This window comes from Methanobrevibacter sp. YE315 (assembly GCF_001548675.1).
In the GTDB taxonomy this organism is placed as follows: Archaea; Methanobacteriota; Methanobacteria; order Methanobacteriales; family Methanobacteriaceae; genus Methanocatella.
In genome coordinates, this window is record NZ_CP010834.1 from 1664242 (window position 1) to 1679253 (window position 15012).

Annotated in this window: 14 protein-coding genes, 1 tRNA gene and 1 other RNA gene; 4 read left to right on the top strand and 12 right to left on the bottom strand. The window is 32.6% G+C overall.

Going from position 1 to position 15012, the window contains the following annotated elements:
* Positions 1–45 precede the first annotated feature (45 nt).
* Complete coding sequence (locus TL18_RS07565) at positions 46–2937, bottom strand: Ig-like domain-containing protein (protein ID WP_156064630.1); 2892 nt, start codon at positions 2935–2937, stop codon at positions 46–48.
* 505 nt (positions 2938–3442) lie between these two features.
* On the opposite strand from TL18_RS07565, the gene TL18_RS07570 reads away from it, so the two are divergent.
* From TL18_RS07570 to TL18_RS07580, 3 genes are read left to right on the top strand one after another with little or no spacing between them, the layout of a single operon-like run.
* Complete coding sequence (locus TL18_RS07570) at positions 3443–5002, top strand: radical SAM protein (RefSeq protein WP_067043775.1); 1560 nt, start codon at positions 3443–3445, stop codon at positions 5000–5002.
* A 53-nt stretch (positions 5003–5055) separates the two neighbouring features.
* Positions 5056–6174, top strand: coding sequence for a pyridoxal phosphate-dependent aminotransferase (locus tag TL18_RS07575; protein WP_067043778.1), 1119 nt, complete (start codon positions 5056–5058; stop codon positions 6172–6174).
* On the top strand, positions 6167–7081 hold the full coding sequence (locus TL18_RS07580) for a cation diffusion facilitator family transporter (protein WP_067043781.1): 915 nt from the start codon (positions 6167–6169) through the stop codon (positions 7079–7081). The genes TL18_RS07575 and TL18_RS07580 overlap by 8 nt, the downstream gene beginning before the upstream one ends.
* Before the next feature lie 2 nt (positions 7082–7083).
* Here TL18_RS07580 and TL18_RS07585 read toward each other — a convergent pair.
* The 9 genes from TL18_RS07585 to hdrC form a co-directional block, all read right to left on the bottom strand.
* A tRNA-Ser gene (locus TL18_RS07585) sits at positions 7084–7167 on the bottom strand.
* 61 nt (positions 7168–7228) lie between these two features.
* Positions 7229–7545: signal recognition particle sRNA (gene ffs / locus TL18_RS07590), an RNA gene on the bottom strand.
* A 174-nt stretch (positions 7546–7719) separates the two neighbouring features.
* Positions 7720–8109, bottom strand: a complete 390-nt coding sequence (locus TL18_RS07595) for a CBS domain-containing protein (protein ID WP_067043783.1) — start codon at positions 8107–8109, stop codon at positions 7720–7722.
* A complete protein-coding gene (locus tag TL18_RS07600) occupies positions 8090–9001 on the bottom strand; it encodes a 2-phosphoglycerate kinase (protein ID WP_067043786.1) in 912 nt (303 codons plus the stop codon). The genes TL18_RS07595 and TL18_RS07600 overlap by 20 nt, the downstream gene beginning before the upstream one ends.
* Before the next feature lie 109 nt (positions 9002–9110).
* Positions 9111–9800 carry a metallophosphoesterase gene (locus TL18_RS07605; protein ID WP_067043789.1) on the bottom strand — a complete coding sequence of 230 codons (690 nt, stop codon included), beginning with the start codon at positions 9798–9800 and terminating at the stop codon, positions 9111–9113.
* A gap of 9 nt (positions 9801–9809) precedes the next feature.
* Positions 9810–10337, bottom strand: coding sequence for a DUF2096 domain-containing protein (locus TL18_RS07610; RefSeq protein ID WP_067043792.1), 528 nt, complete (start codon positions 10335–10337; stop codon positions 9810–9812).
* Positions 10334–10600 carry a DUF749 domain-containing protein gene (locus TL18_RS07615; protein WP_067043794.1) on the bottom strand — a complete coding sequence of 89 codons (267 nt, stop codon included), beginning with the start codon at positions 10598–10600 and terminating at the stop codon, positions 10334–10336. Before TL18_RS07615 ends, TL18_RS07610 begins: the two co-directional genes overlap by 4 nt.
* A gap of 191 nt (positions 10601–10791) precedes the next feature.
* Positions 10792–11679, bottom strand: coding sequence for a CoB--CoM heterodisulfide reductase subunit B (gene hdrB, locus TL18_RS07620; RefSeq protein WP_067043797.1), 888 nt, complete (start codon positions 11677–11679; stop codon positions 10792–10794).
* Between the two features lie 21 nt (positions 11680–11700).
* On the bottom strand, positions 11701–12669 hold the full coding sequence (hdrC, locus tag TL18_RS07625; protein WP_067043800.1) for a CoB--CoM heterodisulfide reductase subunit C: 969 nt from the start codon (positions 12667–12669) through the stop codon (positions 11701–11703).
* A gap of 184 nt (positions 12670–12853) precedes the next feature.
* On the opposite strand from hdrC, the gene TL18_RS07630 reads away from it, so the two are divergent.
* Positions 12854–13597 carry an archaeosine tRNA-ribosyltransferase gene (locus TL18_RS07630; protein WP_067043803.1) on the top strand — a complete coding sequence of 248 codons (744 nt, stop codon included), beginning with the start codon at positions 12854–12856 and terminating at the stop codon, positions 13595–13597.
* Here TL18_RS07630 and TL18_RS07635 read toward each other — a convergent pair.
* Both TL18_RS07635 and TL18_RS07640 read right to left on the bottom strand, forming a co-directional pair.
* On the bottom strand, positions 13589–14011 hold the full coding sequence (locus tag TL18_RS07635; protein ID WP_067043806.1) for a hypothetical protein: 423 nt from the start codon (positions 14009–14011) through the stop codon (positions 13589–13591). The two genes, TL18_RS07630 and TL18_RS07635, sit on opposite strands and share 9 nt — an antisense overlap.
* Positions 14012–14014: 3 nt before the next feature.
* Complete coding sequence (locus tag TL18_RS07640; RefSeq protein WP_067043809.1) at positions 14015–14935, bottom strand: hypothetical protein; 921 nt, start codon at positions 14933–14935, stop codon at positions 14015–14017.
* Positions 14936–15012: the final 77 nt, after the last annotated feature.

Here is a 15012-nt window from a genome sequence, read left to right on the forward strand (position 1 = left end):
ATAAATAATTTAAAAAAAAATTTTAAAAAAATAAAAAATAGTTAATTAGAATGAAAGACTTGAATAATAGCCGTGAAGACTATAAGAGTTCGTATTCCAATTAGCTATAGTTCCTAACGAATTTCTATTACTAGTTGTATCACTTACAATCCAATAGTTTCCGACCAATACTTGGGCCCATACGTGACCATAGGTACTTCCACTACTGAATGTACATGTACCGTGCGCATATCTAGCAGGGAGCTTAGCTGCCCTATACAATGCTACTGACAAGTGTGCTTGATCTACACAATTTCCAGTTTTTGCACTTAATGTACCTGCGGCACCATATTTGGTATCATAATAGAAACTATATGAAATATAATCCCTGACATAGTTATAAATTGCTCTGGCTTTAGCTGCATCACTAGTTAATCCACTAGTTAATTTATTAGCTAACGCTTTAATTTGAGCATTATTAACTTGACAGTTAGTGGACGCTGCTAAGTACGGTGCTAAATTAGAGATTGTGTTTGGAATTCCTGAAACCGCTGAACTGTCACCATATAAAGCCTTAATAGCAACATATGATGGCATTACTTTTTCATTACCATAAAATGCAACAACACGTGCGAAAGCATATACAACACCTTCATAACCAATTGTTCCAAGACTGGAAGGTACTGAATTAGGCATCACACCTGTAGAATCAGCAGTTTTCACAACACTATTAGCAACAGCAAGATAATTATAAAGATTACCTAAAGAATATGCGACTATCGGATTTTTAGGATTACCAACCTTTATAATAGGAATTGCAGTAGTTTTACCTGCTTTTAAATTTATAATTGCTTTTGAAGCCAAGTATAAATACTGTGCAGTAGTTAAGGTATTTGTTCCTACTTTAACTGAAGTAGGCAATTTGTAATTTGCTTCAATATAGGATTTAACTGTTTTAGATGCGGCAATCAATTGGCTAATTGTAACGGTATCTAAAACTTCAATTTTAGATGTACCACTATATTTTTCATGAGTATAAGTAATACTATGCACGCCTTTAGATAAAACACCTAAATTAACTTTAGCATTACCATTTGAATCAGTTTTTGCATTATAAGTTTTTCCGTCCATTTTAAATACAACATTTGCATTTTGAATTGGCTTGTCATTATAATTCAACAACTGAACTGAATAAGTGGCACTGCTTCCAGAAGCTACATAAGTATTTTGAGCTACAAATTTAGTTCCATTAACTATTACATATTCCTTTAATGTAGCAGAAGTATGATAATCATCATCAACAACTGCAACAGTCGGGTAATAACCGATTACAAGACCGATATTATATATGATTTTACCGTTTGCATCAGTTACCTTAGGATAAGTCACTGTATGAATTGTAAATTTAACAGTAGCTCCTTTAAGAGGCTTACCGTCTTTGGTTTTAACTGTGACATTATAAGAAGAACCATCTTTATAGTTCATGAATAAGTTACCCGCGGATATTAACACAGTTTGTTTAGAAATAGTGATAGTGTTTGAACCACTATTATAATTATCATTACCATAAACACCTGCCTGGAATTTAACAGTGTAAGTACCAGGTTTTAAATTACCTACAGTCAAATAGGCAACCCCTTTGGAGTTGGTCTTTTGAGCATATGTTTTTCCGTTAAGTGTAAATTTCACATCAAGGTTAGTTAAAGGTTTGTCGTTCTTATCTTTCACTGTAACTGCAAATTTGGATCCATCACCATATTCCATTTTCAAAGCTGAAGACTGGAGTTTTGTTGTTGGATTCCTAACATGTAGTGTTCCGGATCCAGAACCCGGACCAAATAAATGATCCCCTTCAAATTTATAACTAATTTTATAAGTGCCTATAGAAAGATTAGGAATGGAAAATCTTGCTTTTCCTTCATTATCAGTCTTAGTGACTACTTGTTTATTGTTGAATGTGAAAATAACGGTTTTGCCTGTAAGTATGGTGTTGTGGTTTGATTTTAAGAGTACAGTATATTTAGACTGAGTGTTAGGGGTTAGATAGGTATCAGCAGCATGTTCTAGAACTGAACCATCTTTTTTAGATATAACAGTATTAGATGCTTTTTCCAATGAATACGGGTTAACTGTATCAATGGAATAAGTACCTGGAGCTAAATTTACATTTAATGTAGTCCTACCATTCGCATCAGTGGTTTTTGTATATGTTACACCGTGAATGGTTAATGAAACATTAGTATTTGCTAATGGATCATTATCTTTCCAATATTGTACCTTATAAACAGACACATATCCGTAGTATTTTTTAATATCATTACCAATAACAGATGATAAAACATTAACTTTTGTTGCAAGATAAGAGTTTCTGTAGTTAGAATTACCTTTATAAGTTATTGCAACATTATAAGCTCCAATAGGCAATGCAGCAGTTTTTATTAATGCAACACCAGCACTATTTGTAACAGCATAATAGGTATGCGCCTTAACTGTCAAAGAGATATTTTGATTTTTAACCGCATTACCTTTCTCATCTTTCAAAGTTACTTTGAAAGATGTAGCTGATTTTCCATAATGAGTATCAGATACTGTTAAATTTGTTGGTACTTTTGCAGTAGCTGCAAGAGAACTATCTTTGCTTGATGAAGCGGATAAAACATTTTTTCCGCTAGAAACACTAATTTTATCAGAGCCTACACTATTATTGGAAGATTGAACTTGCCCGCAATTATCCTCATAACAGCTTTTTAAAACAGCAGTATTAGAATAACTATTTAAATCATCATCATGAGAATTAACTAAAATAGTCTCTGAGATAGAATCCTCGCTAGAAACTTCTAATTTATTTTCGGCAGACAATGCCTGAGCATCACCTGATATTAAATTTGAATCTTCTGTATTTGAAACATTACCCAAATCCGCTGCAGCAACAACTCCCATTAAACAGACAATTACCAAAACAACAGCAGAAATAAATAATGCCCTATTTTTTATCGAAATTTTTCCACCTCTTGGTTCTCATTACGAAAATTTTATAGTAAAATATGATATATACTAAAATATAGTAATTCATAATGAGTGGATAAAGATATATAATTTTATCTTATATAAATGTTTTTAAAACTTTAAAATTTAAAAAAGAGTTTAAAAACAATCAAATTAATCAAAATAAGCTAAAACCATGTATTAATTTAAATTAAAAGAAAAATTATATTGAAATTCAATTATATAAGATAAAATAGCTTGAATTTAATCAAAATAAAGAACAATCAAATAAAAAATAAAATTTAAATTTAATGAGCTTTTATAATTGAAATAAATGAAAATTCTCTTTCAATAATAAAAATAGATGAATTTTTAAGTCAATTAGAAAAAATAACTCGATTCAAGAATATAAAATTAAAAATAACCAATTAAATTCAAAAAAATAAAAAAAGTAAAAAAAGCAAAAAAAGTTGATTCAATGCTGTATGAAAAAAATATTTATAAAAAAAATCATAAAAAAATCGATATTAAGCTAGGATTAGCCTATCCAAATATTTACCGCACAGCAATGTCCTCGTTAGGTTACAATATATTGTATAATCAGATTAATGAACGGGAAAACACTTTATGTGAACGGATAATTTTTCCTAGCACAAAATCAATTGAATCAAATACTCCAAGCAAATATTTCGACATATTAAGCTTTTCTCTTCAATTTGAAGAAGACTATTTTAACGTATTAGACATGCTTAAAAGGGCAGAAATACCATTGAAAAGAAAAGACCGAACAAAAGATGATCCTCTCATTATTGCAGGAGGTCCATGCGCAACCGCAAACCCCATGCCACTTTCAGATTATATTGATATTTTCATAATAGGTGAGGGTGAATATATTTTGGATAAATTTTTAGACACATATCTTGAAACAGAAGCCGGAAGCCTTGAAGAATTTTTGGACTTGCCCGGAATTTATATTCCCGAATATAACAACAAGACAAAAATAAATATTGTGGACGACATGAACAATGCCTACCATATCACTGAACCAATAATCAGCCAAAGCGATGACGAGGAATATCAAACAATTTTCAACAACTCAATAATGCTAAATGTTTCAAGGGGATGTACACGAGGTTGCAGATTCTGCATGTCAAGTTATCTTTACAGACCCATGAGGCAGACAGACTATAAAAAACTAATTGACCTCGCAATAAAGAACCGTGAAAATACCGGACTGAATAAGGTTACATTAATAGGTGCTGCGGTTTCAGATTATGGTGATTTGGAAAAGTTAATACAAGGTTTGGAAAATGAAGGCTTTCAGATTTCAACACCATCTTTAAGAATTGAATCTATTACAAAAGAAACATTAGAATCACTCAAGAGAAGTGGACTCAAAACAATTACCCTTGCACCAGAATCAATCGGCCGATTGAGAAAAGTCATAAATAAGGAGATACTGGAAGAGCAAATTTTTACAGTAATAAAAAATGCAATTGAATTGGATTTTAAAATTAAATTATATTTTTTAATTGGCATACCTGGAGAAACTAAAGAGGACATTGAGGAACTTTGCAGGTACATGAAAAAGATAGCTAATATGCACACTAACATTCGGAATGTGAAATTTAGCATCAATCCTGTTATTCCAAAACCCCACACTCCTCTACAATGGGAGCCTTATGATTTTAAAGATATAAAAAACAAAACCCGATATATTAAGAAGGAAATGAAAAAATATAACATAAAGTGCGAAAGTCCTAAAAAAGGATTGGTTCAGTATATATTGTCTTGTGGAAATAGGGACATTGGTGCAATTATTGAGAAATCTTTAACAAAACAGCCTACATTGAAAGAATGGAAAGAACATATGCCCAAATATAATATTGATGATACACTACCTTGGAACAATATTGATGTGGGCGTGAATGAAAGATTTCTAAAAATAGAAAACAGACGATTGAGAAATTTGAAGCAAACACCATGGTGTGAAATCGGTCCATGCTATAACTGTGGTGCATGTGAAAATAATTTCTAGAAAAAAATAAATTTACTATAATAATTATATATAATATACAAGAGGCAAAATTTATGATTAATCCAGCAAATAGAACAAAAACAATTGAATTATCATTGATAAGAAAAATGTTTGAAGTGACAAATCCTAACGCAATCAACTTAGGAATTGGCGAACCTGATTTTGATGTCCCTAAAAACATTAAGCAAGCTATGAAAAATTCAATCGATGAAAATGATACACATTATACTCCTAACAAAGGATACATTGAATTAAGAGAAGAGATAGTTAAGAAATTTAAAAATGATAATGGAATCAATACAAATCCGGACAACATCATTGTAACTGCAGGTGCTAGTGAAGGATTATTCCTATGTGCCCAAGCATTCATAGAAAAAGGTGATGAAGTACTTCTTCCAGATCCAGGTTTTCTGTCATATGAAGCTTGTGTAAAAATAGCTGATGGAACAATCGTTCCCGTTGACTGCACAATGGAAAATGAATTTAAAATAAAAGCAGAAGATGTTGAAGAAAAAATAACCGATAAGACAAAAGCAATCGTTTTAAATTCACCATCAAATCCAACTGGAGCAGTTATGGAAAAAGAAGATGTGAAGGCAATAGCTGACTTATCAATGGATAAAAATTTCTTAATCATATCCGATGAGATTTACGAAAAGATAATTTATGATAAAAAGCATTATTCACCTGCAAAATACAGTGATAATGTAATTACATTAAACGGATTTTCAAAAACATATGCAATGACTGGTCTTAGAATAGGATATTTGACCGCTAATGAGAATTATATCGAAGAAATGCTCAAGATACACCAATACAACATTGCATGTGCAAGTACAACTTCACAAAGGGGCGCTTACGAAGCATTAATCGGCCCTCAAGATGAAGTGAATAAGATGGTTGATGAATTCCAAAGAAGACGTGATTTAATAGTTACCCGTTTAAACGACATGGGATATGAAACTGTGAATGCTGAAGGTGCATTTTACGTATTCCCAAAAATTGAAGATGAGAACTTCGTATTGAAAGCAGCAAAAGAAGGCGTAATCACTGTTCCGGGAATAGCATTTGGATCAAACGGTAAGAATCATGTACGTATGTCTTATGCAAATTCCTATGAAAACATTGAAAAAGCCATGGACATTTTAGAAGAGCGTGTAGTTAATGGATGAATTGAGATATAAAGGCGGGAGAAAAGCGGCGATAGTAGCCATTGTTGCAAATTGCTTTTTGACCTTTTTTAATATACTTGTTGGATTAATGTCTGGAAGTTATGCATTGGTTTCTGAAGGAGCCCATACCTTATCCGATGTTGCAACTTCAATCATTGCATTTATTGGCTTTAAAATAGGTCAAAAACCTGCAGATAAAGAGCATCCTCTTGGCCATGGCCGTGCAGAAGCCATAAGCGGTTTGGTTATTGTATTATTTTTAGCAATGGTTTCCTATGAAATAATTACCGGAGCAATAGTTAAAATAATCAATCCATCACTTATCACCATTCCCGATGTTTATGCCGCAATAATGGCCGTTTTTGGAATTTTCGTAAATTATGCAATCAGTAATTATATTATAAGTATTGGAAAGGAAATTAATAGCCCCGCCATAATAGCTGATGGAAAACATCAAAAGACTGATATTTTCTCATCAATTGCCGTTTTGGTTGGTGTAATAGTCTCCAATATAGGATTTCCAATACTTGATCCGATTGTAGGATTGATAATTGGATTATTGATTTTAAAAACTGCCTATGAAATAGGAAAAGAAAATATTGATAATATCATGGGCAAAATCCCATCAGAAAAATTAATCAGAAAAATTGAAAGAATAGCCAATTCAACTCCAAATGCACATAATGCCCACAACATTAAAGTGGATTATTTAGGTTCTTATGCAACAGTGACACTGCATATTGAAGTTGACGGGAACATGACTGTTGATGAAGCTCATAAAATCATTCACATAGTACAGAACAATATTGTAAACAAAATACCAATCATAAAATCAGCTACAGTTCATGCATGTCCAATCGGATTAGAATATAACCATGCCCAAGAAATAGATGAATCATATAATTAAAACGCCGGGACCGGGATTTGAACCCGGGTGATCATAAGATCATCGGATTAGCAGTCCGACGCCGTACCTGGCTGGGCCATCCCGACAATTAAAAAACAGTATAATAAATTATATGTTAAAACTTATTTATAAACTTAATTATTTATATAAATGGCATGTTCAAAAGTGGACTAATCTTAAAAATATAAGTGATCTAAAAAACTCAACTCCACCCCGGGATTCTACAAGCATTGAAATGTTAATAGTAAAGCTGCTCCCTTCCGGGCCTGACCCGTTCCTATATCGAAGATGACTTATTTTTACCCTCCAGTAAAAATCTCACCACCACCAATCCTGCAGGACGAGGTTTCTATGCTGTTTTTTCTAGGCTTATATCCTCTTGAAAAGCCGCCTTTTGAACTTCGACTGCACCAAAGGGGGTGTGTGCTTACAGAGGACCCCTAACCCTCCAGTCTAGCCAATCTAATTTTTGGATTTAATATTATATAAATGTTATCAAAAAACTAATCTTGGAAATAAAAATAATTACAGTAAATAAATTAAAAATTAAAAATCAAGATTTTCTAGAAAAAAATATTATTATAGTAACTAATTATAAAACCTTTAAATTAAAAAAAAGAGAAAAATAATAAATTAAATTATAAAATCTCTTGTATTATATCTCCATCAGAAATAATACCTACTAATTTATCATTTTCTAAAACAGGGAGTTGATTTAATATGCCTGAAGAGGAAACACCTTCCTTCATTATCTTAACAGCTTCTTCAAGAGAATCTTCTGGAGAAACTGTAACTACAGGTTTAATCATTATTTCTTTAACACTTGTGCCTAATTCATACTTATCCAATATCAAATTATGGCCCACATCTGTTGCAGTAATAATGCCCACAAGCTTATCGTCTTCCACTACTGGAAGAGAGCTGATTTTATGTTTCATCAATTTTTCAAATGCGCATATAACATCAACATCAGGTGTTGTTGTAATCACATCAGAAGTCATTATTTCTTTAACTTTCTTGTTCAACATTGTCTTTGCCTCCGAATTTTTCGAGAATATCATTTACCATGATATCTATTGTTTCATTCATTTCCACATTATCAATTATGCGAGTATCATGAATTTTAGCTTGTTCAACTAAAAATTTTTGAGTTTTTCTTATTGAATCGAAATTATCCATATATCTTTCGAGTGGTCGTTTAACCCAAGGTTGCCTACATCTTGAATAGAATCTCTGCTTATGAGATTCCTCATCATCAACAGTTAAGGTGAACATAATTATATTATTATTTTCGATTAAATCCTTTCTAATGAATCCTGGAACAATATGCACACCTTCAATAATGGTACTTATCCCTTCCTTTACTGATCTTTCAATAATAGCTTCTATGCCAACATTAACAACATCAACATGACTAATAAAACCTTCTATGACAGAATCTATCCTAATTGATGGTGTTCTCATGCTTTCATAAGCATCAAAACTAGATTTATGAATAACAGGACTTAATTCCTTAGAAACTATCTTACGCATTACTTCACGAATCATATCCGTACTGATAAGATTCTTTAATCTAAGCCTGTTAGCCAATTCAAACGCCATGGAAGAGGTACCTACTCCTGAGGCTCCCCCGATTAATATGATAAGTGGTTCTTTAGAAATTCTAAGGGACCTCCAATTTTCATATTTATCTGCAACTCTAGAATCGACTTTTTTTAGATGATTTAAAACAACACCAGCTAATTCATAGCTAGGAATTTCACTAATATCATTCATGATTAATTCATTTTCAATATCACTAGCTATTTCATATGCTCTTTGAGATCCAATATCTGCAACGTTTAATGAACGAGACATTATCCCTTTAGAAAATGGTTCCTTGTATTTTTTGCCATCAACTTCTCCAGTAACCCAAATCATAATAATCCCCGTTTAGTATGGATATGGTTTAGTATATAAAATTAATATTTTATAAAAGTTGTTATTTAATTTAAATTAAGAAAAAAAAGAAAAAAAGGATAATAGATGATTATTCATCTAATGAAATGATATTTATATCATAATTTGAGCCATCTTGAATATCTATTAAAACAGCACCATTATCTTTAAGCATACCAGGATTTGCTACATCGGTAGTAGTTCCGATTTTTGAAAGAGATTTTGCTTCATGTATATGGCCGCAAAGATTGATTTCCGGTTCAAATTCATGAATGGATTTTAAAATTCCAGGACTGCCCACATGTTCTCCGTCTGAAACTCTGTCAGCATCAGTGTTGAAAGGTGGAGCATGAGTAACTAAAATCCTTACTTTAGGAATTTCAGTATTGTAAACATAATCATAATTAGCTAACAAATCATAGACTGCCCTATAAATTTTGTCGTCATCCATTTCACCGGGTGTGTCAAATGGGGTGGGATTGGAACCGCCAAATCCAAATAATATTGCATCCCCATATGCAACAATATTGTTATGGAGACAGAATGCCACATCATTAATGGCATTGCAAATTCCGTTAGGGTCGCAATTACCTGGAATAGCTATTACGTCAACGCCACAATCTGCAATCTTGTTAATAAAGGTTTCAACAAAATCTAAAGGACCGAAATTAGTTAAATCCCCAAGAATTAAAACTAAATCAACATCATTATTATTCAAATATGCATACAAATTTTCATTTTCTTCGCCGTGTGCATCACTAATCGCTAAAATTTTTGTCATAAAATCACCTTAATCTTCTAAAAAGAATGATCCCATTTCTTTTAAACCTACCTGAAGGTCTTCTTTATCACCATGCAATTGGACAGTCACATCATCATCAAATTCAATGATAAGACCGTTCCATTCTGCAATTTCTTGAACTCTTTCTTCAGCTAGAGGAACTCTTAAATTAATTCTTCCGGTTATTAAACCTGGAGGGGAGTTAACAAGAAATTTTGACCTTGATTTTGCAAAATCAAATACTTCTTCTCCATGCATGACTCTTTTCAATAAGTCAAGCCAATGGTCAACATATTCATCGCCTTCTTGTTCTGCAATGATTAGAAGATTTCTTTGAATATTATTTAAAGACATTTCAGCATTCGCTAAACCATTGATTAAATCTGGATGAGAAGGATCTCTTTTATATGAGCTAATTGAAGATCTGATTAATCCCATCTCAGGGTTAATTCCATCAGGGATTTTATATCCCTTTTCAGTTAAATCTTTGATAAGATGGTGTAGAACTAACCAATTCTGTTCAGAGGGTAAGCTCATAAATGTCCACCTATTATTTTTAAAGTAGTATGGTTTATTTTTGCATCTGCTTCTTTTAATTCCTGTTCAATTTCAGCAGTATTTTCGTATGAATCTAAGAATAAAACATGATGAGTTGAAGTACCGGCAATATTTAAAATAGCCACTTCATCACTAGCTTTAAGTTCTCTTTTATCAATTGTTGCTTTGAATTGTACATAAGGTTCATATTCTTCTGGAAGGTCAGAATATTTAAATATTCCATCTAATGTCGCTACAAACATAAATACACCTCTATAATTTATAATTTATTTTATTAAACTAATGATATATAAATATGATTACAAATTATTCGTATATTAACAAACAAAAAAAATCAATCATAAAAAAAATAGTTATCAAATGATAACTATAACCGAAATGTGTTTTCAGTGCCTAAAATAAAAAAAAATAAAAGGATTAAAAATCCTTAAATTTATTCACCTAAAGCTTTTTTAATAGCAGGGGTTGCGTCAATTCTTTGAGCATCGAAAGTTAACTCATCAGCAGATAATCCCATTGCTAATCCGTATAATTGAGCTAAGTGGAAAACAGGAATTGCAAAGTCAGTTCCGTATCTTTCGTTAACTTCAATTTGACCTTGGTCGAATTGTAAGTGACAGAAAGGACATACGTTAACAATTGCGTCTACTCCAGCTTCGGTCATGTGATCGAGTTTTTCTTTAGTGAAACTAGTAGTTACATCTAAATCTCTGGATCTTAAACCTCCACCAGCACCACAGCACATCATTTTGTCTTTGTAGTCAATGGATTTTGCACCAGTGATTTCTACAAGGTCATCTAAGATATCTGGGTCTTCTGCGTTTTCTTCAATACCAATAGTTTTAGTTGGTTTTAAGAAGTGGCAACCATAGTGTACAGCAACATTTAAGTCTAAAGGTTTTTCGATTAATGAAGCTAATTTTTCGAAACCAACATCGTCTCTTAAAATTTGAGCGAAGTGTTTTACATCAACAGTACCTTTGTATTCTCTGCCGATTTCAGCTAAGTTTTTGTTAATTTCAGCTTTTTTCTCTTCACTTTCTTTTAACATGTGGTTACATTCGAATAATGAACCGAAACATCCATTACATTCAGTCATGATGTCAGCACCCATGTCTTCAGCAATAGTTAAGTTACGAGCAGCAATAGTAGCCCAGGTTTCTTCATCAAAAGAACCGAATACACCAGGAGCAGGACAACAAGATGCTCCTTCCATATCTTTTAATTCAATATCTAATGCTTCAAATAATTTTCTGGTAGCTTTTTCAATACCAGGATAACGGTTGTTCATGATACAACCTAAGAAGTATGCAATTTCCATAATATAACTCTCCTCATAAATCTATTCTTTTAATCCACCGGTTGCTTCGTCGTAACCAATTAATTCATCGAAACCGGTAAGTTTACAAATTGTTTTAATTTCATCTAATGCTTCTGGGAAAGCATGTGTTGTTGGTGGAATTTCTGGAAGACCAATTTTGGTTCTTAAAGCTTTAGTAGCATCGTTAATTGGTACACCGTGACCAGTATTCATTACAAATACACCAGTCATTTTGTGTGGTTTTGCCATGTAACCTGCATGTGCAGCGATGTTACGTGCTTTTTTGATGATTTCCACAATTTTAACACTTCTGAGACATCTTTCTTGGCAGGTGTAACAGGTAGTACACATCCATAAAGCGTCATCAGTGATAACTTCTTCTTTTAAACCTAATAAACATTTTCTGACAATTTGTCTTACTTTGTATGGAGTTCTTCTTCCAGATGGGCAACTACCACTACAGGTACCACATTGGAAACAATGTTTTACAGTTTCAATTCCAGAATCAATGAATTCAGCAGTGAAATCTGGATCACGATTACTATCAGTCAATAATTCTTTATCAGTCAATAAAGTCATAGTATCTCTCTCTGTTTCTTTTTTGTTTAATTTTTCTTCAACTTTCTCTTTAACATCTTCTTCAATGGTCTTAACATCCTCTTTGATATGTTCTTCGACTTCATGAAGTTTTTCAACTTTTTCTTCTAAAGGTGTTTCCTTTATTTCGTGGATTTTTTCATCAACTTCTTCCACTAAAGTTTCGACGTCTTTTTTGAAAGTTAAATCTTTTTTGTCGTCTGCAGGTTCTTCTTCAGCTACAGGTTCATCAGGAATGGCAGCTTCAGTAGTGGAGACAACATCATCATTTACAATTTCGGAAGATGTAACTTCGACATCATTAGATGTGTTTGATACATCATTGCTGATGTCTTGCTCTTCTTGTTCATTATCTCCTTTAAATAAGGATTTAAGACGATTTATTATAGACATTGAAAACACACCTCGGATAATCATTGGACTATTTCCTCAAATCCTTAATAATATTCTTTAAAAGACTATATATAAAGGTTACTAAAATTTTAGCTTGTGTAACCTAAAAGATTACACTAAATGAAAAATTTTTATTAACCTAAAAAACAAAAAGTAAAATAAACATTAAAATAGGTAGACATAAATGATAAAAAAATTCGAAATCAAATCACATGACGGACCTGGAAGAATTGGGAAAATTGATGGTGAGCTTACACCTAAAATATTTTTTAAGGATGAATTAAAAATAGCCCCAAGCGAAGGTTCAGCACATAACATTGACCGTGAAATTGCAGAATTCAACGTGAATGAAACCTTGCGATTGGCCCGAGAAAACGTTGATTCCTATGATATTGCTGTAATCCAAGGTTCCAAATATATTGATTTAAGAGTTAAATGTTTAAAGGAACTGGAAGAAATCGGATACAACGGATTTATAATAGCTAACTGTGATGCATTACTTACAAATCCAAAAGAGTTGGTTGATGTGATTGTATCCCTTAAAAAAGAAGCCAAAAAAACCGACTATTTCATTTTTTCATTTACTGAAGTTTCATTTATGCCAATCTTGACCTACATGGGAATCGACGGGTTTTTAGCAGACAGCGCCAATTACTACAGTCATTTAAATGTCCTTCAAACACCGACAAAATCCTATGATTTGAACGCTTATCCGATTTATGAAAACATTTCCCAAAAGGAACTTGAAGAAAAAAATCTTGAAAATATGGAATTCGTAATCCGTGAAATCCATGCCCATATGAAAAACAGATCTTTGAGAAATCTTGTAGAGGAACGTTCCGGCACTACACCGCAAAACATCTCTACCTTAAAAATACTCGATAGGAACTACATGGATTACCTGCTTGAATACACTCAGCTATTTTAAGATTTCAAATGTTGAAACTATGTTCTTGAACTCCCTTTCAGATTCACCTGAGATGTCTAAAGTTCGAAGTTCAAAAATATAAATGTCTCCTTTTTCTATGAACACATAAGTATGGATGTCAAAATTTATTTCAGGCGTGTCCATATTTGCATGGAGCTTAATGGCATCCTTGCCTGCAATTTGGATAAAATCCGAAGCGATTATCACGCCGCCATCATCAGTAATGGCATCTTCCATGAAAATCTTATAGTCATCAAGGTTTGTGGCGGTCGGAAACATGACTGCATTTATTAAATTATCCTGGCCTTTAGATAGAGTTGCAATGCAATCTGGATTGGATAAGATATCTGCTTTTTCCACATCCCATTCAATCGGATATTCGAAAGTGATTTTGCCCGTATTAAAGGTTTTCATGAATTAATCCTCATCTTTAGGTTTGATTTCAATTGTTTCAGGCACTTCTTCATCTTCCATAGTGTCAATATATTTAGAGAAAGGTTCTGGAAGCTTTGGCATTACTTCCTTTAAAATTTCAGCGGCATCAAGTTCCAATGCCTGTCCTGCAAGCAACTGTTCAACGTCAAAGTCGAACTCGAAAGGTTTCAGCAAATCATCAACTGGCACCCTTAAATTGATTTTTCTTTTATTTAATACCATTTTAAGAGTGCTGGTGTTCCTAATCTGTTCATTCATGTCTTCGACAGTGGTTTTTATATCATAGGCTATAGCTCTATTCTTCTCGTTTACCTCATGTTTGGATTTTTCAATGGATCTCTCCAAACCTTCAACAAGCTCAGCATTTCTTCTGTTGATATTATCCCTGGCCTCATCGATGACAACATTAATGGCATTCAAAATGGATTTGTTTAGCTCTACATTATATGCTAAAATCATCTTGTTTTTATAATCAAGTTCTTTAAAAATAGCAACTCTTTCATCATCAATTTTGGTGATTTTTTTGTTTAACTCATGAATTTCATCTTTAGCCCTGATAAGTTCATCCTTATCGCTGATTTGTTCTTTAAGGGAACCTACATCATCAAAAAATGAAACTTTAAGAGTTTGAATTTGGTCTTGTAGATTTGCAATTTCCGCATCTTTCGCTTCAATGGTATGGTAAAATTCATCAAGTTTAGCATCGGAAAATTGATTGTCAAGTAATTTTTCATAATCTTCTTGAGACAACACTTTTACCAAATCATCATCTTCAAAAGGGTCCTCTTTTTTAAGACTGACTTGCTTTTGTTGAGATTCCTTTTCAACAGTGTTACCCTCTTTATCCTTACTAGTGTATTTTTTGGTATAAACTCTAACAGTTCTAAATTCATCACTTTCCATTATTGACACCCACTCTATAATAATAAATAGATTGGCTTAATTTAAATAGTTAATGATTAAAAAAAGAAAAAAAGAGA